Source organism: Pseudomonas sp. H9, assembly GCF_004353925.1.
Lineage (GTDB): Bacteria > Pseudomonadota > Gammaproteobacteria > Pseudomonadales > Pseudomonadaceae > Aquipseudomonas.
In genome coordinates this window covers 64,150-83,942 of sequence record NZ_SMOK01000021.1, presented here as the reverse complement: position 1 = coordinate 83,942, position 19,793 = coordinate 64,150, and the positions used below count along the sequence as shown (strand labels likewise).

Genomic DNA, 19,793 nt, shown 5'->3' with positions numbered 1-19,793 from the left:
TCAGTTCTCCAGTACGTCGAGCAGGCCCAGGGGCAGGGGCACATCCATTACACGGTCAAACAGCCAGTACAGCGCGATGCTCATCAGCGTGATGATGACTGCGCTGGGTAGCCAACGACCGTCGTAAAGCCGCGCCATGGGGATGCCGATGAGAATGCTGCTCAGGACAAAGCCCAGCGATTCGAAGGTGCTGGCAAATACCAGCAGCAGAGCCACACAAATGCCGATCTTGATCAGCGATTCGCGGTCCAGTTCAGGTTCATCGTCCTTACGCACAATCGGCGTTGGACGGATTGCCAGATACAACAGGCCGCAGGCCATCAGGCCTATCAGCAACAGCGGAAAGGCACGTGGGCCGACCGGCTCGTAGGAGAACGCAGCCTGATAGGGCCAGGCCATGACGGCCAGCGCGGCACACACCGCCAGCAGCAACAAGGCAAAAATGCGTTGCAGGATCATTGGGGAATCCTCTTTTCGCGGGGCAAGACCGCTCCCACAGCGAGACACCGTGTCTGTAGGAGCGGGCTTGCCCCGCGATGCGGTTCTAAGGGTGTGAGGCTTACTGAATCAGCCCGAATTCCTTGGCCAGGGCCTTATAGTCAGCCACCTGTTTTTTCACGTAGCCGTCCAGTTCGTCACCGGTCATGGCAAACGGGAACAGCTCGCGCTGGTCACGCAATTTGGCGAACTCTTCCGAGGTCAGCAGCTTGTCGAACGAAGCTTTCCACCAGTTGTACTCTTCGTCGGTGACTTTCGGCCCCATGTAGAAACCACGCACTACCGGCCAGACGATGTCGTAACCCTGTTCCTTGGCGGTCGGAATGTTCTTCATTTCCGGTTCGTCCAAACGGTTTTCGGCGAACACGGCCAGCAGGCGCATGTCACCGCTCTGGATATGCGGCATGGAGTCGGAGATGTCGGTACTGCCTACCTGGATATGCCCGCCGAGCAGCGCCGTGGCAATTTCGCCACCGCCTTCAAGGGCGACATAACGCAGGTCGCGTGGGTTGATGCCGGCGGCTTTGGCGATCAGTGCGGTCTGCATCCAGTCCTGGCTGCCGACAGTGCCTCCGGAGCCAATCACTACTTTGCTCGGGTCTTTTTTCAGTGCGGCAACCAGGTCGTCGAGGGTTTTGTATGGCGAATCGCTTTTCACAGCGATGGCGCCATAGCTGGTGCCGACGGCAGCCAGCCAGCGCACAGCGTTCTCATCGAAGCGGCCAAACTTGCCTTGGGCCAGGTTGAGCAGCGAACCGCTGGACCAGGCCACCAGAGTCCCGGCATCGGCCGGGCGCTGGGCGACCACGGCGTTGTAGGCCACCGCGCCGACGCCACCGGGCATGTAGGTCACGCGCATGGGTTTGTGGAGGATTTTTTCGTTGACCAGGGCGCTTTGCACCAGCTTACAGGTCAGGTCGAAACCACCACCAGGGGAGGCGGGGGCAATACATTCAGGGCGTTTGGGTTCAGCGGCCATGGCGTGGCTGGCGAACATCAGGCAGGCAGTGGCCAGAGCAATGCGGTGCAGTGAAACGTTCATCGTCTATCTCCGTGAGCATTATTGTTGTCGGGGATTACCACAGCGCAAGGCTGTAACTCACCAGCAGCCGCACTTCATCCGCGTCGCGGGCAAAGTTCGAACGGAAGGTTGCGTTGCGCAGGCGCACGGCGACGTTTTTCAGGGCGCCACTTTGCACCACATACTTGAACTCGGTGTCGCGTTCCCACTCTTTGCCTTCACCGCCATCGGCCAGGCTGACATTATCGCCGCTGATGTAGCGGGTCATGAAGGTCAGGCCGGGAATACCCAGTTTGGCGAAGTCATAGTCGTAGCGGGCTTGCCAGGAGCGCTCGTCGGCGTCGGCGAAGTCGTTGATCTGGACGAAGTTGACCAGATACGGATCGGCGCCGTCGACGTAAGGGAAGGCCGTGTCGCCAGACAGGTGCTGGTAACCGCCGCTGAACTTGTGGCCGATGATGCTGTAGCTGAGCATGCCGTTGAGCGCGGTGTTGTCGATCTTGCCACCGCGGGCCTGACCCTGGTCGTCGCTGAACGCCATGCGCAGGTCGGCGCCGAAGGTGCCCGGCCCCCATGGTTGGCTAGCGAGCAGGCCGACGAAGTGCTGGGCGTAGACGTCATCGAGCTGGGCCCAATGGTAGCTGCCAGTGATTTTGTCGGTGAACTTGTAGTCCAGACCGGCCATGTCGAAATGATTGCCTGCAACGGTGCCGGCAAAACGGCGGTTCTTGTTGTTGAGGGCAATGTCTTCGTTGTTGGTGCTGTCACGGTCCCGGGCTTTTTCCAGGCGTCCGCCAGTGAAGGTCAGATTCTTGATTTCCCCGGACGTCAGCAACCCGCCTTCGAAGGTCTGCGGCAGGATACGACCGTCGTTCGGTTGCAGGGTTGGCAGTTCCGGGATCAGGGTGCCGACTTTCAATTCGGTGTCTGAAATTTTGACTTTTCCGGTAACGCCGAGCTTGGAGTACTCGTCGGCGGCGCGACCATCATCGTGGGTGGGCAGCAGGCCAGTACCGGTGCGGTCTGGGCTGGAGTCGAGCTTGATACCTAGCATCCCCAGGGCATCGAGGCCAAAGCCTACCGTGCCATCGGTATAACCTGACTCGAAGTTGAGCATAAACCCCTGGGCCCATTCGTCACGCTTGGATTGCTGGGCGCTGGTGCCATCGCGAAAGTCGCGGTTGAAGTACATGTTGCGGGTTTCGAAGGTCGCCTTGCTGTCATCGAAGAAGGCGGCCTGGCTCAGCGGAGCGACGCCGGCAAGGGCGAGGGCGCTGGCAACTGCGGTCTGGCGGGAAGGTAAACGGCGGGTAGGCGGATACACCTGTGGCTGCATGGACAGCATCGTTAAGTAACTCCGTTTTTGTTTTTATTAGTCGAACGTCAATGTTCAGTTTTACGGCAAGCAGAGTGAGCCGTGAGGGGATGCTAGGGGGTGAACCTTTCGCTAACCTTTCAGTGGATTTTCATTGTTACGAAGGCTTCACAGACGGCCTGTCGGCTGTACACTCCGCGCCATTGACCGCGACGCGACCGGGGAGAAAACGATGCGTGTGCTGCTCGTCGAAGACCATCTGCAGCTGGCTGAAAGCGTGGCTCAGGCGCTGAAAAGCACCGGCCTTACCGTCGATGTACTGCACGATGGTGTGGCGGCTGACCTGGCCCTGGCCAGCGAAGAATACGCCGTGGCTGTACTCGATGTGGGCCTGCCGCGTATGGACGGGTTCGAAGTGCTGGCGCGCTTGCGGGCTCGCGGCAAAACGGTACCGGTGCTGATGCTGACGGCACGCAGTGACGTTAAGGACCGTGTCCATGGTCTGAACCTGGGGGCTGATGACTACCTGGCCAAACCCTTCGAACTTACCGAGCTTGAAGCGCGGGTGAAAGCGCTGCTGCGCCGCAGTGTACTCGGCGGTGAGCGCCAACAACGCTGTGGCCCCTTGGTGTATGACCTGGACACCCGGCGCTTCACCCTCGGTGACGAGTTGATGACCTTGACCTCGCGCGAGCAAGCGGTGCTTGAGGCCTTGATTGCGCGCCCGGGGCGGGTAATGAGCAAAGAACAAGTAGCCGCCCAGGTGTTCGGACTGGATGAAGAAGCCAGTGCCGACGCCATTGAAATCTACATCCATCGGCTGCGCAAGAAACTCGATGGGCATGCTGTGGCCATCGTCACCTTTCGAGGGCTCGGCTATCTGCTAGAGCACCGCGATGCGTGACAGCGGAAGCCTGCGCGGGCGGTTGGTATGGAACCTGGCCTTGCTGCTGGTGGTGTTGATGCTCGCCAGCGGCCTGAGTGCTTACTGGAACGGCCGTGAAGCTGCGGATACTGCCTACGATCGCACCTTGCTGGCGTCGGCGCGTACCATTGCCGCCGGCTTGTCTCAGCGCGACGGCACCCTGAGTGCCGATGTGCCCTACGTGGCGCTGGATACCTTTGCCTACGACAGCGCCGGGCGCATTTACTATCAGGTCAACGATATTCACCAGCGTCTGATTTCCGGCTATGAAAACCTGCCGGCGCCACCGCCCGGCACGCCACGCACCGATGCTTACCCGGCGTTGGCGCGTTTCTACAATGCGCGCTATCTGGGGCAGGACGTACGCGTGGTCAGTCTGCTCAAACCGGTCAGTGAGCCGAATATGAACGGCATGGCCGAGATTCGCGTGGCCGAAACCGAAGAGGCGCGCGTGCGCATGGCTCGCGGCCTGATGGCCGATACTCTGCTGCGGCTCGGCATGCTGGCGCTTGGGGCGTTGATGCTGGTGTGGTTTGCGGTCAGTGCCGCATTGCGTCCGCTGGAGCGCTTGCGCAGCGCGGTAGAAGAGCGTCAGCCCGATGACCTTCGCCCCTTGCCGCTGGTCGAAGTGCAGCGCGAGTTGAGCCCGTTGGTGCGCGCCTTGAATCACTTCACCGAGCGCCTGCGCGGTCAATTCGAGCGTCAGGCACAGTTCATTGCCGAAGCCGCGCATGAACTGCGCACCCCCCTGGCGGCATTGAAAGCCAGGGTTGAACTAGGGCTGCGCTCAAACGAGCCCCAGGTCTGGCACGACACCCTGGAGTCGGCGGCGCAAGGTACCGACCGGTTGACTCATTTGGCCAACCAGCTGTTGTCGCTGGCGCGCGTGGAAAACGGAGCACGGGCTATTGCTGAAGGCGGTGCTCAGTCGCTCGACCTGAGTCAACTGACACGTGAGCTGGGCATGGCCATGGCCCCCTTGGCTTATGCGCGTGGTGTGGCGCTGGCGCTGGAGGCCGAGGTACCGGTTCATGTCCGTGGCGAGCCGACCTTACTGAATGAGCTGCTCAGTAATCTGGTGGACAACGCCTTGGCCCATACACCCAAGGGGGGCAACGTCATTTTGCGGGTCTATGGGCCCGGAGTGCTGGAAGTCGAAGACGACGGCCCGGGTATCCCTGAGCCTGAGCGCGAACGGGTGTTCGAGCGTTTTTATCGGCGCGGTGCTCAGGGTACTGGCCTGGGGTTGGCCATTGTCGGTGAAATCTGCCGTGCCCATCTGGCGCAGATCAGCCTCCACGACGGTGAACGCGGTGGCTTGAAAGTGCGGGTCAGTTTTACCGTTGACTAACGGAACATCGACCGGGCATAGAGCAATTCACTGGCCACCAATTCGGTTCCGGTCGGCAGCCCCAGGTGGCGGTACGCGGGCAGTGCCGCCAGTGGTCGGGACTTGCCCAGGGCAGGGCTCAAGGCGCGGGCAATCTGCACGATGTCGACGTAGTCGACGCGATCGCTGCCGCGGTCCAGGTCCAGCACCTGGCCGGGCAAACTCACCAATTGTTCGGGAAACTCCCAGCTGCTGAGAATTTTGTCACCCAGCGCCGGGTGGATCTGGTCGATGACATAGTTCAGGCACACCGGGTCGGAGAGCAGCTCGTTGTGTTCTTCGGCGTAAATCAGGATCGGCAGCACGCCAATCTGGTGAACCAGCCCGGCGAGGGCGCCTTGATCAGGTTTGAGTTGGGTATAGCGCAGGCAGAGTTCATAGCTGATGCCGGCCACTTCCAGGCTGGTGGCCCAGATTTCGCGCATTTTCTTTTCCACCACCTCGGAGCGGGCGTGGAAGATCTGCTCGATCACCAGGCCAACGGCCAGGTTGCAGCTGTAATTGATGCCAAGGCGGGTGACCGCGGTCTGCAGGTCGGTGACTTCGACGCTGGCGCGCAGCAGTGGGCTATTCACTACCTTGATCAGGCGGGCCGACAGGGCGGCGTCGCGGCCAATGACCTTGCTCAGGGCGCTGACGCTGATCTCGCTGTCTTCGGCGGCCTCGCGGATGCTCAGGGCGACCTCCGGCAAGGTCGGCAGTACCAGGTCATCGTTGTCGATGGCGGCCAGTAACTGGGCCTGGACCATCTCGGCCAGCTTGTTCATCGTAAATCTCTAGCGCAATTCAAGGAGAACCCCAGCCCGACAGGCGCTGGGGTAAAGCTGGCTCAGCGCTGGATCTCGCGGTCGCGGTCCAGCTCATAAGGCAACGTTAACAGCTCCAGGCGAGGGCCGTCGGCACTGCCCAGGTGCAGGTTGTTGTCTTCTACCGCGTCAGCGGTCAAAACGGCCAGCAGTTCACTGCCTTCGGCGCTGCGCGCCGCCAGCACGACTTCACCGACGGAAGAGCCATGCGTGGGCGAAAAAATCTCAGTGCCGGGTTCGGGCAAGCTGTCGCTGGCCAAGGCAACCCGGTACAGGCGACGCTTGAGTTTGCCCAGGTACTGCATGCGCGCAACGATTTCCTGGCCGGTGTAGCAGCCTTTCTTGAAGCTGACACCGCCCACGGCCTGCAGGTTGATCATTTGTGGAATGAACAGTTCGCGGGTCTGCGCCATGACCTGGCCAATACCGGCGCGGATTTGCCCGAGCAACCAGTCGTTCAGCGCCCCTTGTGGCAGTTGTTCCGCCAGTTGCGCCTGGACGTTGCCAGCCTGTTCAGCCGGTACCCATAGTTCGATGCGACCTGGCGAGACGGCAATGGCGATCAGCCTGTCATGTCGGCTGATGGCGTCAATCTGGCCCGGTACTTCAAGGCCCAGTGCTTGTAGCGCTGCTTCGCCGGCCTGCAAGCCGAAGCGAACCCAGGCATCGCTGTCATCGGTCAGCTTGGCTTTGGAGAACACTGCGTACTTCTTCAGGTCGGCCAGTTGCGCTTCGAGCAGCTCGCGGGTCATCGCCAGCAAGAAACCGTCGCCGTCTGGCAGGATGCGAAAGCTCGACTGCATACGACCTTTGACCATGCACCGAGCGCCGAGGCTGCTGGTGCTGTCGTTGAGGTAGTTAAGGTTGCAGGTCAGTTGGCCTTGCAGGAACTTGCCAGCGTCCGAGCCGCGGACGGCGAGGACGCCTTCGTGGGATAGGGTGCAGTAAAAAGCGGAATCGGCCATGGGACATCGCAGGGTAGTAAGACTGGGGCACATGATAGAGCGCTGTTGGCAAAATAGGTAGTTGAGCGCGTTCCTCTGTCATTATTTGCTCACACCTACGGACCAACGTCTCGTGTCCCTCGGGCGCTGGCTCTGTATACTGGCGGCCTATTTTAGGAGGGCTCCATGGTCGAACAAATTGAACTCAATCGGCTCTTTTGGCACAGCCGCCGCGGCATGCTCGAACTGGACGTGTTGCTGGTGCCTTTCAGTCAGGAGGTCTATTCAACCTTGAGCCAGGAAGACCGCGACCTGTACTGGCGCCTGCTGGGCTGCGAAGACCAGGACCTGTTCGGTTGGTTCATGGAGCGCAGTGAGTCCGAAGACCCTGAGCTGCAGCGTATGGTTCGCATCATCCTGGATCGTGTCCAGCCCAAGTGAGCAATTCGTGTGTCGCTGGCAAGGTTCGACAACCTTGCTGGCGGCCTACCTGGCCAGTCAGTTGCTGGCGTTGCTGGCACTGAGCCTTTTGCAGGTACCTGTGTGGCAGCAGGTGATGGGCATGACACTGTGCCTGCTGCACGCTGGCTGGGTGATTCCCCGGCGTATTCTGCTCAGCCATCCTTGTGCAGTCAGTGGTTTGCGCCGTGATCGGGATGGCTGGCAGGTGTTCAGCCGTGCCCAGGGTTGGCAGCCCGTCCAGTTACGCCCCGACAGCCTGGCCCTGCCGGGCTTGATTGTGCTGCGCTACCGCAGGCCGGGGCGTTTTTGCAGTGAAGGTTTGACGATCACCCATGACGCGCTGGAGCCGGTGCAACACCGGCGCCTGCGCGTGCGCCTGAAGTTCAGTCGGCGTAGGTGGGCGGCTGCAGAATAGTGTCGCGGGCTTCGCTGAGCATACCGGGATAGTCCAGGGTGTAATGCAAGCCCCGGCTTTCCTTGCGTTGCATGGCGCAACGAATCATCAGCTCGGCCACCTGGGCCAGGTTGCGCAGCTCGATCAGGTCGCGGCTGACCTTGTAGTTGCTGTAGAACTCATCGATTTCATCCAGCAGCAAACGCACCCGGTGCTCGGCGCGTTGCAGGCGTTTGCTGGTGCGCACGATCCCTACGTAGTCCCACATGAATCGCCGCAGTTCGTCCCAGTTGTGCGCGATGATCACGTCCTCGTCAGAATCGGTGACCTGGCTGGCATCCCAGCAGGGCAGTGCCCGTGGCATGGTCACCTGGTCCAGATTCGCTTCGATGTCGTTGGCGGCGGCGCGACCGTAGACGAAGCATTCAAGCAGTGAATTGCTGGCCATGCGGTTAGCACCGTGCAGGCCGGTGAAGCTGGTTTCGCCAATGGCGTAGAGGCCGGGTACATCGGTGTGGCCACGGTCGTCGACCATAACACCGCCGCAGGTGTAATGCGCCGCCGGTACCACCGGGATCGGCTGGCGGGTGATGTCGATGCCAAACGCCAGGCAGCGTTCATACATGGTCGGGAAGTGGCTTTTGATGAAGTCGTCAGGTTTGTGGCTGATGTCCAGATACACGCAGTCCACGCCCAGGCGCTTCATTTCATGGTCGATAGCGCGGGCCACGATGTCGCGCGGTGCCAGTTCTTCGCGCGGATCGAAACGTGGCATGAAGCGCTCGCCGTTGGGCAGGCGCAACAAGGCGCCTTCGCCACGCAAGGCTTCAGTGATCAGGAAGCTCTTGGCCTGCGGGTGATAAAGGCAGGTCGGGTGGAACTGATTGAATTCCAGGTTGGCGACCCGGCAGCCGGCACGCCAGGCCATGGCAATGCCATCGCCGCATGCGCCATCGGGATTGCTGGTGTACAGATAAACCTTGGCTGCACCACCGGTGGCAAGCACGGTGAAGCGTGCGCCGTAGGTATCGACTTCACCGGTATTGCGGTTGAGTACGTAAGCGCCCAGGCAGCGGTCACCCTCCTGACCCAGGCGTCGCTCGGTGATCAAGTCAACGGCGACCCGTTGTTCCAGCAGTTCAATATTCGTGCGTTGCCGTGCCTGGGCCAGCAACGTGGTGAAAATCGCCGCGCCAGTGGCATCGGCAGCGTGGATTATGCGTCGGTGGCTGTGGCCGCCTTCGCGGGTCAGGTGGAACTCGAAGCCGCCGTCATCGACGCTGGCGTGTTCATCACGGGTGAAGGGTACGCCTTGGTCGATCAGCCACTGGATGGCTTCACGGCTGTGCTCGACGGTGAAGCGCACGGCGTCTTCATGGCACAGGCCGCCCCCTGCATTGAGGGTGTCTTCGACGTGTGATTGAACGGTATCGGTGTCGTCCAGAACGGCAGCAACGCCGCCCTGGGCCCAATAAGTCGAACCGTTGGCAAGATCGCCCTTGCTGAGCACGGCGATGCGCAAATGACCGGGAAGGTTCAGCGCCAGGCTCAGACCAGCGGCGCCGCTGCCGATCACGAGGACATCATGTTGGAATTGTTGGCTCATGTCAGGACACTAGTATCTGAAGGGGGGGATCGGCACAATAGTCAGGCGCGTATGGCATTGTGAAACTATCGTGAATCTGGACCGGCTGCATTTATAGCAGCCTCAAGGCCCTGATTTCCAATGGCGCTTGTAGAGTCCTGGCCGCTTTCTAAGGAACTTTCCATGCTGTGTGGATATCCATAGAAGGTTGCCCGCACACGACAATGCCGTGGCGACGCATGGCAGTAGCCCATAATCAAGGTACTGTTGGCGTATTCGAGACCCGATTATCGACGCAGCCGGCCGTGACCGCGCTGCGTTTTTCGTGCGAGCCGACCAAGGGCCGCAGGAAACTTGCTTGGAGGGGAGAACTTTTGCGAAAAGCCCGAGTCTATGGTTGCAAGCCTGAACGATGCTTCTCGCAACGCTCCTTCACGTTTACTGAGGAGTGTTCATGCTAACCCAGGAAGAGGATCAGCAGCTTGTCGAGCGCGTGCAGCGTGGCGACAGGCGAGCGTTCGATCTGTTGGTGCTGAAGTATCAGCACAAGATTCTCGGGTTGATCGTGCGTTTTGTACACGACACCCATGAAGCCCAGGATGTGGCGCAGGAAGCTTTCATCAAAGCTTACCGAGCGCTTGGTAATTTTCGCGGAGACAGCGCTTTTTATACCTGGCTGTACCGCATTGCCATTAACACGGCAAAGAACTATCTGGTGTCCCGCGGTCGGCGGCCACCGGACAGCGATGTAAGTTCCGAGGATGCGGAATTTTACGACGGCGATCATGGCCTCAAGGATCTGGAGTCCCCCGAGCGTGCGTTGTTGCGAGATGAGATCGAAGGCACCGTCCATCGGACCATTCAGCAACTGCCAGAAGATTTACGTACGGCGTTAACTTTACGTGAATTCGATGGTCTGAGTTACGAGGACATTGCGAGCGTCATGCAATGTCCAGTGGGTACCGTGCGCTCCCGGATCTTCCGCGCTCGGGAGGCCATAGATAAAGCCCTGCAGCCGTTGTTGCAGGAAACCTGAGACAGCGGCGACAGCCAAGAGAGGAACCGCCATGAGTCGTGAAGCGTTGCAGGAATCGCTGTCCGCGGTAATGGATAACGAAGCGGACGAACTGGAATTACGTCGGGTGTTGAACGCCGTCGATGATGCCGAAACCCGTGCCACCTGGTCGCGCTATCAGGTTGCCCGTGCGGCCATGCACAAGGAACTGGTGCTGCCACAACTGGATATCGCCGCTGCTGTCTCTGCTGCGCTGGCTGACGAAGCCGCGCCGGTCAAGGTCAATCGTGGTCCTTGGCGGAGCCTGGGGCGTCTGGCTGTTGCGGCTTCGGTAACCGTCGCTGTACTGGCCGGTGTCCGCCTGTACAACCAGGATGAAATCAGTGGCGCTCAGCTGGCTGCGCAGCAACCTGCCCAGCAAGGCGTGATTGCACCACAAGTTCAAGGCCCCGCCGTGCTGGCAGGCTATAGTGAGAGTGCAGAACAGCCAGGCCCGATGGCCAATGGCGTGCTGCAGGGGCAATCCGGCTGGCAAGACCAGCGTCTGCCCGGCTATCTGCGCCAGCATGCTCAGGAAGCAGCCCTCAAGGGCACTGAGAGCGCATTGCCTTATGCCCGCGCGGCCAGCCTGGAAAACCGTTAAGTAAGGAGGATCATGCGCGCGCTACCTCTCATACCGCTGCTGTTGGGTGGCTGGCTGACACTGCCGGCCCTGGCTGCCAACTCTTCGCCCGAAGCGGGCGATTGGCTGAAAAAGTTGGCCCAGGCTGAACAGCAGCAGAGTTATCAGGGTACTTTCGTTTACGAGCGTAATGGCAGCTTCTCCACCCACGACATCTGGCACCGGGTCCAGGAGGGCAAGGTCAGCGAGCGCTTGTTGCAGCTCGATGGCTCAGCCCAGGAAGTCGTGCGTGTCGATGGGCGTACCCAGTGCGTAAGCGGAAACCTGGTACCGGGCGTGATGAGTTCGCCGGAGTCCACCGCGCGAGTACTTGATCCTCTTAAACTGATGAGCTGGTATGACCTTGGGATTGCTGGCAAGTCCCGGGTAGCTGATCGCCAAGCCGTCATTGTGACCCTGAGTCCGCGTGATCAGCATCGCTACGCGTTTGAATTGCATCTGGACCGTGAAACCGGCCTGCCACTCAAATCGCTGATGCTCGATGACAAGGGGCGCTTGCTGGAACGCTTCCAGTTCACCCGCCTGGATACCAAAGACGCTCCGACCGATGACGAGCTTAAAGCGGGTGAACAGTGCAAGCCTGTTGCTCAGGTCGCCACGCAAGAAGCGCAAGCGGCCACCGGTTGGCGTTCGGACTGGCTTCCGCCAGGTTTCGAACTGGTCAACAGCTCCATGCGCAAAGATCCGCAAGGTAAGGGCACCGTCAGCAGCCTGATGTACGATGATGGCCTGGCTCGCTTCTCGGTGTTCGTTGAGCTGCTCGATGGCGGTTCTGCAGCGGATATCCGCACCCAGCTGGGGCCGACGGTCGCTGTGTCCCGGCGCTTGACCACGCCTAAAGGCGAGATGATGGTCACCGTGGTTGGGGAAATTCCGATCGGTACTGCCGAACGAGTTGCCCTGTCGATGCGGTCCCAGGATGCCCAGGCGCAAAAATGAACAGTAAATACTGCGCTGGCCGGTCGAGGATTCCTTGGCTGACATGATTAGCAAGCTTTGCAGTTTGCAAAAAACTCAGAATTTTTCTATAGGTCAGTCCTTTCGGGGTCTGGCCTTTCCTGCGTCTGCAGGGCCCTACTGCTAACCACGCTCGATGTGACGGGAGCCGTATGTCAATACCACGCTTGAAAACCTACCTATCGTTGTTCGCCGCCGTGCTCATGCTCGGTCAGGTGGCCACCGCTGCCCAGGCCGAAGCCCTGCCGGACTTCACCACCCTGGTCGAGCAGGCTTCGCCTGCGGTGGTGAACATCAGTACCAAGCAGAAGTTGCCTGATCGCCGCTACGCGACGGGGCAAATGCCAGACCTCGAAGGCCTGCCGCCGATGTTCCGCGAGTTCTTTGAACGCAACATGCCGCAGCAGCCGCGTTCCCCGCGTGGTGACCGCCAGCGTGAAGCACAGTCGCTGGGTTCGGGCTTCATCATTTCCAGCGACGGTTACGTCCTGACCAACAACCACGTGGTCGCCGACGCCGACGAAATTATCGTGCGCCTGTCTGACCGCAGCGAGCTGCAAGCCAAACTGGTCGGTACCGACCCACGTACCGACGTGGCACTGCTCAAGGTCGATGGCAAGAACCTGCCGACGGTGAAGCTGGGCGACTCCGAGAAGCTCAAAGTCGGCGAGTGGGTGCTGGCCATCGGTTCGCCGTTTGGCTTTGACCATTCGGTGACCAAAGGTATCGTCAGTGCCAAGGGCCGTACCTTGCCGAACGACACCTATGTGCCATTCATCCAGACCGACGTGGCGATCAACCCCGGTAACTCCGGTGGCCCGCTGTTCAACATGAATGGCGAAGTGGTGGGTATCAACTCGCAGATCTTCACCCGTTCCGGTGGTTTCATGGGCCTGTCGTTCGCCATCCCGATCGACGTGGCGATTGATGTCTCCAACCAGTTGAAGAAAGACGGCAAGGTTAGCCGTGGCTGGCTGGGTGTGGTGATTCAGGAAGTCAACAAGGACCTGGCTGAGTCCTTCGGCCTGGACAAACCGGCCGGCGCGCTGGTAGCCCAGGTGCTGGAAGATGGCCCAGCGGCCAAAGGCGGCCTGCAGGTAGGCGACGTGATCCTGAGCATGAACGGCCAGCCGATCGTCATGTCCGCTGACTTGCCGCACCTGGTTGGCAGCCTGAAAGATGGCGCCACGGCCAAGCTGGACATCATTCGCAACGGCAAGCGTCAAAGCCTGGATGTCACCGTCGGTGCGCTGCCGGATGACGATGCTGAAATTACCGCCAGCGCTAACGGCAGTGTTGAGCGCAACAGTAATCGCCTCGGAGTTTCCGTGGCCGACCTGACGGCCGAGCAGAAGAAAACGCTGGAGCTTAAGGGCGGCGTGGTCATCAAGGAAGTGCAGGATGGTCCTGCTGCGTTGATCGGCCTGCGTCCGGGTGACGTGATCAGCCACCTGAACAATCAGGCGATCCTCTCGGCCAAGCAGTTCACTGAAATTGCCAAGGAACTGCCGAAGAACCGTTCAGTATCGATGCGCGTTCTGCGTCAGGGGCGTGCCAGCTTCATCACCTTCAAGCTGGCTGAGTAAGCCGGCTAGAGCGGAAGAGGGCGGCCCTGGTCGCCCTTTTTTGTGCCTGATCTGCGGGGCAAGCCCGCTCCCATCGGTTCGCTGGTAATTCTGTGGGAGCGGGCTTGCCCCGCGAGAGCGATAGGCGATATGGAATCTCCCATAACCTTTCAGCTTCAGGTACAATTCCCGGCTATTTTTCGGTGGGCGTCCGGCCCGCAGCCTTTTTGAGTGTTGACCCGTGAGTGATTTGAGTCATATCCGCAATTTCTCCATCATCGCCCACATTGACCATGGCAAGTCGACGCTGGCGGACCGTTTCATTCAGATGTGCGGTGGCCTGTCTGCCCGTGAAATGGAAGCCCAGGTGCTCGACTCCATGGACCTGGAGCGTGAGCGCGGTATTACCATCAAAGCCCACAGCGTCACCTTGCATTACAAGGCGCAAGACGGCAAAACCTACCAGCTGAACTTCATTGATACCCCCGGCCACGTTGACTTCACCTATGAAGTCAGCCGTTCGCTGGCGGCGTGTGAAGGTGCGTTGCTGGTGGTCGATGCCGGCCAGGGCGTCGAAGCCCAGTCGGTCGCCAACTGCTACACCGCCATCGAGCAGGGCCTTGAGGTCATGCCGGTGCTGAACAAGATGGACTTGCCCCAGGCCGATCCGGATAAGGTCAAGGAAGAAATCGAGAAGATCATCGGTATCGACGCCACCGACGCCGTAGCCTGCAGCGCCAAGAGCGGTATGGGCGTGGATGAGGTGCTCGAGCGCCTGGTCCAGACCATCCCAGCGCCTGAAGGCAATATCGACGCGCCGTTGCAGGCACTGATCATTGACTCCTGGTTCGACAATTACCTGGGTGTTGTCTCCCTGGTGCGCGTGCGTCATGGCCGCGTGAAGAAGGGCGACAAGATCCTGGTCAAGTCCACCGGCAAGATTCACCTGGTCGACAGTGTGGGTGTATTCACCCCCAAGCACACCCAGACCGCCGATCTCAAAGCCGGCGAAGTGGGCTTCATCATCGCCAGCATCAAAGACATTCACGGTGCCCCGGTCGGCGATACCCTGACCCTGAGCTCCACCCCGGAAGTTGAAGTACTGCCAGGCTTTAAACGCATTCAGCCTCAGGTATATGCCGGCCTGTTCCCGGTCAGTTCCGATGATTTCGAAGATTTTCGTGATGCATTGCAGAAACTGACCCTCAACGACTCGTCGCTGCAATACCTGCCGGAAAGCTCCGACGCCCTGGGCTTCGGCTTCCGTTGTGGCTTCCTCGGCATGCTGCACATGGAGATCATCCAGGAGCGCCTGGAGCGCGAATACGACCTGGACCTGATCACCACCGCGCCAAGCGTAATTTTCGAGGTCAAACTCAAGACCGGCGAAACCATCTATGTCGATAACCCGTCGAAGCTGCCGGATTTGTCCTCGGTAGAAGACTTCCGCGAGCCGATCGTCGCTGCCACCATTCTTGTGCCTCAGGAGCACCTGGGTAACGTCATTACCCTGTGCATCGAGAAGCGTGGCGTGCAGCGCGACATGCAGTTCCTCGGTTCGCAGGTGCAAGTGCGTTACGACCTGCCAATGAACGAAGTGGTACTGGACTTCTTCGATCGCTTGAAGTCCACCAGCCGCGGCTATGCTTCGCTGGACTACCATTTTGACCGCTACCAGTCGGCCAACCTGGTCAAGCTCGATGTACTGATCAACGGTGACAAGGTCGACGCCCTGGCGCTGATCGTGCACCGTGACAATGCGCACTACAAGGGCCGCGCATTGACCGAGAAGATGAAAGAACTGATTCCTCGGCAGATGTTCGACGTGGCAATCCAGGCCGCCATCGGCGGGCAGATTGTGGCGCGAACCACTGTCAAGGCGCTCAGAAAGAACGTACTGGCCAAATGCTACGGTGGTGACGTGAGCCGTAAGCGCAAGCTGTTGGAGAAGCAGAAGGCCGGTAAGAAACGCATGAAACAGGTCGGTAACGTGGAAATTCCACAAGAAGCCTTCCTCGCCGTGCTCAGGTTGGATAATTAGGTCCTATGTCACTAAATTTCCCGCTGTTGCTTGTCATTGCCGTTGCCGTCTGCGGTCTGCTGGCCTTGGTTGATTTGCTGTTCCTGGCGCCGCGTCGGCGTACGGCAATCGCCAACTATCAGGGCAGCGTCAGCCAGCCCGAAATAGCCGTGGTCGAGCAGTTGAACAAGGAGCCGTTGCTGGTTGAGTACGGCAAGTCGTTCTTCCCGGTATTGTTCATCGTGCTGGTGTTGCGGTCGTTTCTGGTCGAGCCTTTCCAGATCCCTTCGGGGTCGATGAAGCCGACCCTGGAAGTGGGCGACTTCATTCTGGTGAACAAGTTTTCCTATGGCATTCGTCTGCCAGTGATCGATAAAAAGGTCATTGAAGTCGGTGACCCGCAACGCGGTGATGTGATGGTGTTCCGCTATCCGAGCGACCCGAACGTCAACTACATCAAGCGTGTAGTGGGCTTGCCGGGCGATCAGATCCGCTACACCAGTGACAAGAAGCTGTTCGTCAACGGCCAACCGGTCGCCGAGCGACTGGTGGGAACCGAGCCGGGCACCCTGGGCAGCGCCGAGCTGTACAAGGAAAAGCTGGGCGAAGCAGAGCACTTGATCCGCAAGGAAATGAGCCGTTATCGCATGCCGCCTGACCAGCAATGGACAGTCCCGGCCGGCCATTACTTCATGATGGGCGACAACCGCGACAACTCCAACGACAGCCGCTACTGGGATGACCCTAATATTCCCAAGGCGCTGCATGGCATGGTCCCGGACCAGAACATCGTCGGCAAGGCCTTCGCGGTCTGGATGAGCTGGCCAGAGCCTAAGCTCAGCCACTTCCCGAACCTGTCGCGGGTCGGCCTGATTCAGTAACAACACAACGGCGCTGTCCTGGGACAGCGCCGAATGCATTTCTGGCATAGGCTGTGTTCAGAGGGTCTGTCGATCTTCTGATACGCCACCGCTGGTCAGCATGAGCTAAACAGTCTTTCAGGATGTTGATTTGAACAAAGCGTTGAATATCGACCACGAACTGCGCGTGGGTACACTGTGAGCGTTTCTTTGAGCCGCCTCGAGCGCCAGCTCGGTTACACCTTCAAGAACCAGGAGCTGATGCTGCTGGCCCTGACGCACCGCAGTTTTGCCGGGCGCAACAACGAGCGCCTAGAGTTCCTTGGCGATGCAATCCTCAACTTCGTCGCCGGTGAAGCGCTGTTCGAGCGTTTCCCTCAGGCCCGCGAAGGCCAGTTGTCGCGCTTGCGCGCGCGCTTGGTGAAGGGCGAAACCCTGGCGGTACTGGCCCGTGGTTTTGACCTGGGAGAGTATCTGCGCCTGGGCTCCGGTGAACTTAAAAGCGGTGGTTTTCGCCGTGAATCGATCCTGGCTGATGCCCTTGAGGCACTGATCGGCGCCATTTACCTGGACTCAGACATGCAGACCGCCCGCGAGCGGGTGCTGGCCTGGCTGACCGGTGAATTCGAGAGCCTGACCCTGGTCGATACCAACAAAGACCCGAAAACCCGTCTGCAGGAATTTCTGCAGTCGCGGGGCTGCGAACTGCCGCGCTATGAAGTGGTGGATATTCAAGGTGAACCCCATTGCCGGACGTTTTTCGTCGAATGTGAAGTGACCCTTTTGACTGAAAAAAGCCGAGGGCAGGGCGTGAGCCGGCGTATCGCCGAGCAAGTCGCGGCCGCTGCAGCACTGATCGCCCTGGGCGTGGAGAATGGCAATGACTGATATGAATACCACCCGCTGCGGCTACGTCGCCATTGTCGGCCGCCCGAACGTTGGCAAGTCGACCCTGCTCAACCACATCCTCGGCCAGAAGCTCGCAATCACCTCGCGCAAGCCGCAGACCACCCGCCATAACATGCTGGGGATCAAGACCGAGGGTGATATCCAGGCGATCTACGTCGATACCCCGGGTATGCACAAGAGCAACGAAAAGGCGCTCAACCGTTACATGAATAAAACAGCGTCGGCCGCCCTGAAGGACGTTGACGTGGTGATCTTCGTGGTTGATCGCACCAAGTGGACCGACGAGGACCAACTGGTACTGGAGCGTGTGCAGTACGTGCAGGGCCCGGTGATCCTGGCGATCAACAAGACCGACCGGATCGAAGAGAAGGCTGAGTTGATCCCGCACCTGCAGTGGCTGCAGGAGCAACTGCCAAACGCCGAAATCGTACCGATCTCCGCGCAGCAGGGGCATAACCTTGACGCGCTGGAAGGCCTGATCGCCAAACACCTGCCGGAAAATGATCACTTTTTCCCGGAAGATCAGATCACCGATCGCAGCAGCCGCTTCCTGGCCGCTGAACTGGTGCGCGAGAAGATCATGCGCCAGCTGGGTGCGGAGCTTCCATACCAGATCACCGTGGAAATCGAAGAGTTCAAGCAGCAGGGCAAGGTTCTGCACATCCACGCCCTGATCCTGGTTGAACGCGACGGTCAGAAGAAGATCATCATTGGCGACAAGGGCGAGCGCATCAAGCGTATCGGTTCCGAGGCGCGCAAAGACATGGAAGTGCTGTTCGACGCCAAGGTCATGCTCAACCTCTGGGTCAAGGTCAAAGGCGGCTGGTCCGATGACGAGCGCGCCCTGCGTTCGCTGGGCTACGGCGACCTCTGATCGCATCAGGCCCGGTAGCGTCCGCTGCCGGGTCGAACCTTTTCTGAAGCGCTGCCCATGGACCTGCCAATCGGTCAACCGGCCTACGTGCTGCACAGTCGGGCCTATCGTGAAACCAGCGCGCTGGTCGATTTCCTCACCCCGCAAGGGCGTCTACGCGCGGTGTTGCGCCGTGCGCGTGGCAAAGGCGGTAGCCAGGCGCGTCCGTTCGTACCGCTCGAAGTCGAATTTCGTGGCCGTGGCGAGCTCAAGACAGTCGGGCGATTGGACAGCGTCGGCGTAGCGGCCTGGCTCAATGGCGATGCCCTATTCAGCGGCCTGTACCTCAATGAATTGCTGATCCGTTTGCTACCCGCCGAAGACCCGCTCCCGCAGTTGTTCGACCATTACGCAGCGACCTTGCAGGCCTTGGCCGACGGCCGACCGCTGGAGCCGCTGTTACGGGCTTTCGAATGGCGGTTACTGGATGAGCTGGGGTATGCCTTTGCCTTGGACCAGGACATCAATGGCGAGCCTGTGGCGCTTGATGGCTTGTACCGCCTGCAGGTGGATGCAGGGCTTGAGCGTGTTTACCTGCTGCAACCCGGTTTGTTCCGAGGCGACGAGCTGGCGGCCATGGCCGAGGCCGACTGGAATGTGCCGGGAGCCTTGAGTGCCGCCAAGCGCTTGATGCGCCAGGCGTTGGCCGTTCATTTGGGCGGGCGGCCATTGGTCAGCCGGGAACTGTTTCGCAAGCGCTGAGCACGACGTATGCTGTCAGGCTCAATCTTCAGGAGAGCCTTTTCGTGACTCAAAGCAACCGCATGCTCCTAGGCGTCAACATCGACCACGTTGCGACCCTGCGCCAGGCGCGCGGCACGCGCTACCCCGATCCGGTCAAAGCCGCGCTGGATGCCGAAGAGGCTGGTGCCGATGGCATTACTGTGCACCTGCGCGAAGACCGTCGGCATATCCAGGAGCGTGATGTGCTGGTGCTCAAGGACGTGCTGCAAACGCGCATGAACTTCGAAATGGGTGTCACCGAAGAGATGATGGCGTTTGCCGAGCGCATCCGCCCGGCGCACATCTGCCTGGTTCCGGAAACCCGTCAGGAACTGACCACCGAAGGTGGCCTGGATGTGGCCGGCCAAGAAGCGCGAATCAAAGCCGCAGTTGAACGCTTGTCGCGCCTGGGTTCGGAAGTCTCGCTGTTTATCGATGCCGACGAGCGTCAGATCGAAGCTTCGCGCCGCGTTGGTGCCCCGGCGATCGAACTGCACACCGGCCGCTATGCCGACGCAGAAACCCCGACCGAGGTGGCGGAAGAACTCAAGCGCGTCGCTGATGGTGTGGCTTTTGGCCTAGCTCAGGGGCTGATCGTCAATGCCGGTCACGGTCTGCATTACCACAACGTTGAAGCCGTGGCTGCGATCAAGGGCATCAACGAGCTGAACATCGGTCACGCTCTGGTAGCGCATGCCCTGTTTGTGGGCTTCAAGTCGGCGGTGGCTGAGATGAAAGCGTTGATCGTGGCGGCTAGTCGGCATTGATCAGATCGCGGGGCAAGCCCGCTTCCACCAAGCCGGTGGGAG

General features: G+C 59.9%; 20 protein-coding genes. 14 read left to right on the top strand and 6 right to left on the bottom strand.

What is annotated here, in order from left to right:
• From E1573_RS16530 to E1573_RS16520, 3 genes are all read right to left on the bottom strand, one after another.
• Complete coding sequence (locus E1573_RS16530; RefSeq protein WP_133215595.1) at positions 1 to 459, bottom strand: tripartite tricarboxylate transporter TctB family protein; 459 nt, start codon at positions 457 to 459, stop codon at positions 1 to 3.
• A 100-nt stretch (positions 460 to 559) separates the two neighbouring features.
• The gene (locus E1573_RS16525) at positions 560 to 1,540 is read right to left on the bottom strand and encodes a tripartite tricarboxylate transporter substrate binding protein (protein WP_133215593.1); all 981 of its coding nucleotides are present in this window, start codon (positions 1,538 to 1,540) and stop codon (positions 560 to 562) included.
• Between the two features lie 34 nt (positions 1,541 to 1,574).
• Positions 1,575 to 2,864, bottom strand: coding sequence for an OprD family porin (locus E1573_RS16520; protein ID WP_133215591.1), 1,290 nt, complete (start codon positions 2,862 to 2,864; stop codon positions 1,575 to 1,577).
• 202 nt (positions 2,865 to 3,066) lie between these two features.
• On the opposite strand from E1573_RS16520, the gene E1573_RS16515 reads away from it, so the two are divergent.
• Together E1573_RS16515 and E1573_RS16510 are read left to right on the top strand one after the other, a co-directional pair.
• The gene (locus tag E1573_RS16515; protein WP_133215589.1) at positions 3,067 to 3,738 is read left to right on the top strand and encodes a response regulator; all 672 of its coding nucleotides are present in this window, start codon (positions 3,067 to 3,069) and stop codon (positions 3,736 to 3,738) included.
• Positions 3,731 to 5,110, top strand: a complete 1,380-nt coding sequence (locus tag E1573_RS16510) for a sensor histidine kinase (protein WP_133215587.1) — start codon at positions 3,731 to 3,733, stop codon at positions 5,108 to 5,110. The genes E1573_RS16515 and E1573_RS16510 overlap by 8 nt, the downstream gene beginning before the upstream one ends.
• Here the strand turns inward: E1573_RS16510 and E1573_RS16505 are convergent.
• Entirely contained in the window at positions 5,107 to 5,916 is an 810-nt protein-coding gene (locus E1573_RS16505; RefSeq protein ID WP_133215585.1) for an HDOD domain-containing protein, read from the bottom strand. The genes E1573_RS16510 and E1573_RS16505 overlap by 4 nt on opposite strands.
• A gap of 62 nt (positions 5,917 to 5,978) precedes the next feature.
• Positions 5,979 to 6,920 carry a folate-binding protein YgfZ gene (locus E1573_RS16500; protein WP_133215583.1) on the bottom strand — a complete coding sequence of 314 codons (942 nt, stop codon included), beginning with the start codon at positions 6,918 to 6,920 and terminating at the stop codon, positions 5,979 to 5,981.
• 165 nt (positions 6,921 to 7,085) lie between these two features.
• On the opposite strand from E1573_RS16500, the gene E1573_RS16495 reads away from it, so the two are divergent.
• Both E1573_RS16495 and E1573_RS16490 read left to right on the top strand, forming a co-directional pair.
• On the top strand, positions 7,086 to 7,340 hold the full coding sequence (locus E1573_RS16495) for a succinate dehydrogenase assembly factor 2 (RefSeq protein ID WP_133215581.1): 255 nt from the start codon (positions 7,086 to 7,088) through the stop codon (positions 7,338 to 7,340).
• Entirely contained in the window at positions 7,324 to 7,776 is a 453-nt protein-coding gene (locus E1573_RS16490) for a protein YgfX (RefSeq protein ID WP_133215579.1), read from the top strand. Before E1573_RS16495 ends, E1573_RS16490 begins: the two co-directional genes overlap by 17 nt.
• Here the strand turns inward: E1573_RS16490 and nadB are convergent.
• The gene (nadB, locus tag E1573_RS16485; RefSeq protein ID WP_133215578.1) at positions 7,745 to 9,361 is read right to left on the bottom strand and encodes an L-aspartate oxidase; all 1,617 of its coding nucleotides are present in this window, start codon (positions 9,359 to 9,361) and stop codon (positions 7,745 to 7,747) included. The two genes, E1573_RS16490 and nadB, sit on opposite strands and share 32 nt — an antisense overlap.
• Positions 9,362 to 9,794: 433 nt before the next feature.
• On the opposite strand from nadB, the gene rpoE reads away from it, so the two are divergent.
• From rpoE to pdxJ, 10 genes are all read left to right on the top strand, one after another.
• A complete protein-coding gene (rpoE, locus tag E1573_RS16480) occupies positions 9,795 to 10,376 on the top strand; it encodes an RNA polymerase sigma factor RpoE (RefSeq protein WP_010220971.1) in 582 nt (193 codons plus the stop codon).
• Between the two features lie 31 nt (positions 10,377 to 10,407).
• Positions 10,408 to 10,998 carry an RseA family anti-sigma factor gene (locus tag E1573_RS16475; protein WP_133215576.1) on the top strand — a complete coding sequence of 197 codons (591 nt, stop codon included), beginning with the start codon at positions 10,408 to 10,410 and terminating at the stop codon, positions 10,996 to 10,998.
• A gap of 12 nt (positions 10,999 to 11,010) precedes the next feature.
• Positions 11,011 to 11,976 (top strand): MucB/RseB C-terminal domain-containing protein, encoded by a 966-nt coding sequence (locus E1573_RS16470; RefSeq protein ID WP_133215574.1) that lies wholly within the window; start codon positions 11,011 to 11,013, stop codon positions 11,974 to 11,976.
• Positions 11,977 to 12,197: 221 nt separating this feature from the next.
• Positions 12,198 to 13,580: a DegQ family serine endoprotease gene (locus E1573_RS16465; RefSeq protein ID WP_371925177.1), complete on the top strand. Its 1,383-nt coding sequence runs from the start codon at positions 12,198 to 12,200 to the stop codon at positions 13,578 to 13,580.
• A gap of 220 nt (positions 13,581 to 13,800) precedes the next feature.
• A complete protein-coding gene (gene lepA, locus E1573_RS16460; protein WP_133215570.1) occupies positions 13,801 to 15,600 on the top strand; it encodes a translation elongation factor 4 in 1,800 nt (599 codons plus the stop codon).
• A 5-nt stretch (positions 15,601 to 15,605) separates the two neighbouring features.
• The gene (gene lepB, locus E1573_RS16455; RefSeq protein WP_133215568.1) at positions 15,606 to 16,460 is read left to right on the top strand and encodes a signal peptidase I; all 855 of its coding nucleotides are present in this window, start codon (positions 15,606 to 15,608) and stop codon (positions 16,458 to 16,460) included.
• Positions 16,461 to 16,637: 177 nt separating this feature from the next.
• On the top strand, positions 16,638 to 17,327 hold the full coding sequence (gene rnc / locus E1573_RS16450; protein ID WP_133215566.1) for a ribonuclease III: 690 nt from the start codon (positions 16,638 to 16,640) through the stop codon (positions 17,325 to 17,327).
• A complete protein-coding gene (gene era, locus E1573_RS16445) occupies positions 17,320 to 18,222 on the top strand; it encodes a GTPase Era (protein WP_133215564.1) in 903 nt (300 codons plus the stop codon). Before rnc ends, era begins: the two co-directional genes overlap by 8 nt.
• Positions 18,223 to 18,279: 57 nt before the next feature.
• Positions 18,280 to 18,963: a DNA repair protein RecO gene (gene recO, locus E1573_RS16440; RefSeq protein WP_133215562.1), complete on the top strand. Its 684-nt coding sequence runs from the start codon at positions 18,280 to 18,282 to the stop codon at positions 18,961 to 18,963.
• 62 nt (positions 18,964 to 19,025) lie between these two features.
• A complete protein-coding gene (pdxJ, locus tag E1573_RS16435; RefSeq protein ID WP_371925176.1) occupies positions 19,026 to 19,751 on the top strand; it encodes a pyridoxine 5'-phosphate synthase in 726 nt (241 codons plus the stop codon).
• Positions 19,752 to 19,793: the final 42 nt, after the last annotated feature.

Excerpts from the sequence above, each read along its gene's own strand:
- E1573_RS16475 (WP_133215576.1), top strand. The coding sequence starts at position 10,408 with ATGAGTCGTGAAGCGTTGCAGGAATCGCTGTCCGCGGTAATGGATAAC.
- E1573_RS16505 (WP_133215585.1), bottom strand. The coding sequence starts at position 5,916 with ATGAACAAGCTGGCCGAGATGGTCCAGGCCCAGTTACTGGCCGCCATC.
- recO (WP_133215562.1), top strand. The coding sequence starts at position 18,280 with ATGGACCTGCCAATCGGTCAACCGGCCTACGTGCTGCACAGTCGGGCC.
- pdxJ (WP_371925176.1), top strand. The coding sequence starts at position 19,026 with ATGCTCCTAGGCGTCAACATCGACCACGTTGCGACCCTGCGCCAGGCG.
- E1573_RS16515 (WP_133215589.1), top strand. The coding sequence starts at position 3,067 with ATGCGTGTGCTGCTCGTCGAAGACCATCTGCAGCTGGCTGAAAGCGTG.
- E1573_RS16525 (WP_133215593.1), bottom strand. The coding sequence starts at position 1,540 with ATGAACGTTTCACTGCACCGCATTGCTCTGGCCACTGCCTGCCTGATG.
- E1573_RS16470 (WP_133215574.1), top strand. The coding sequence starts at position 11,011 with ATGCGCGCGCTACCTCTCATACCGCTGCTGTTGGGTGGCTGGCTGACA.
- nadB (WP_133215578.1), bottom strand. The coding sequence starts at position 9,361 with ATGAGCCAACAATTCCAACATGATGTCCTCGTGATCGGCAGCGGCGCC.
- E1573_RS16520 (WP_133215591.1), bottom strand. The coding sequence starts at position 2,864 with ATGCTGTCCATGCAGCCACAGGTGTATCCGCCTACCCGCCGTTTACCT.
- E1573_RS16465 (WP_371925177.1), top strand. The coding sequence starts at position 12,198 with ATGCTCGGTCAGGTGGCCACCGCTGCCCAGGCCGAAGCCCTGCCGGAC.
- E1573_RS16530 (WP_133215595.1), bottom strand. The coding sequence starts at position 459 with ATGATCCTGCAACGCATTTTTGCCTTGTTGCTGCTGGCGGTGTGTGCC.
- E1573_RS16500 (WP_133215583.1), bottom strand. The coding sequence starts at position 6,920 with ATGGCCGATTCCGCTTTTTACTGCACCCTATCCCACGAAGGCGTCCTC.
- era (WP_133215564.1), top strand. The coding sequence starts at position 17,320 with ATGACTGATATGAATACCACCCGCTGCGGCTACGTCGCCATTGTCGGC.
- E1573_RS16495 (WP_133215581.1), top strand. The coding sequence starts at position 7,086 with ATGGTCGAACAAATTGAACTCAATCGGCTCTTTTGGCACAGCCGCCGC.
- lepB (WP_133215568.1), top strand. The coding sequence starts at position 15,606 with ATGTCACTAAATTTCCCGCTGTTGCTTGTCATTGCCGTTGCCGTCTGC.
- E1573_RS16510 (WP_133215587.1), top strand. The coding sequence starts at position 3,731 with ATGCGTGACAGCGGAAGCCTGCGCGGGCGGTTGGTATGGAACCTGGCC.
- rpoE (WP_010220971.1), top strand. The coding sequence starts at position 9,795 with ATGCTAACCCAGGAAGAGGATCAGCAGCTTGTCGAGCGCGTGCAGCGT.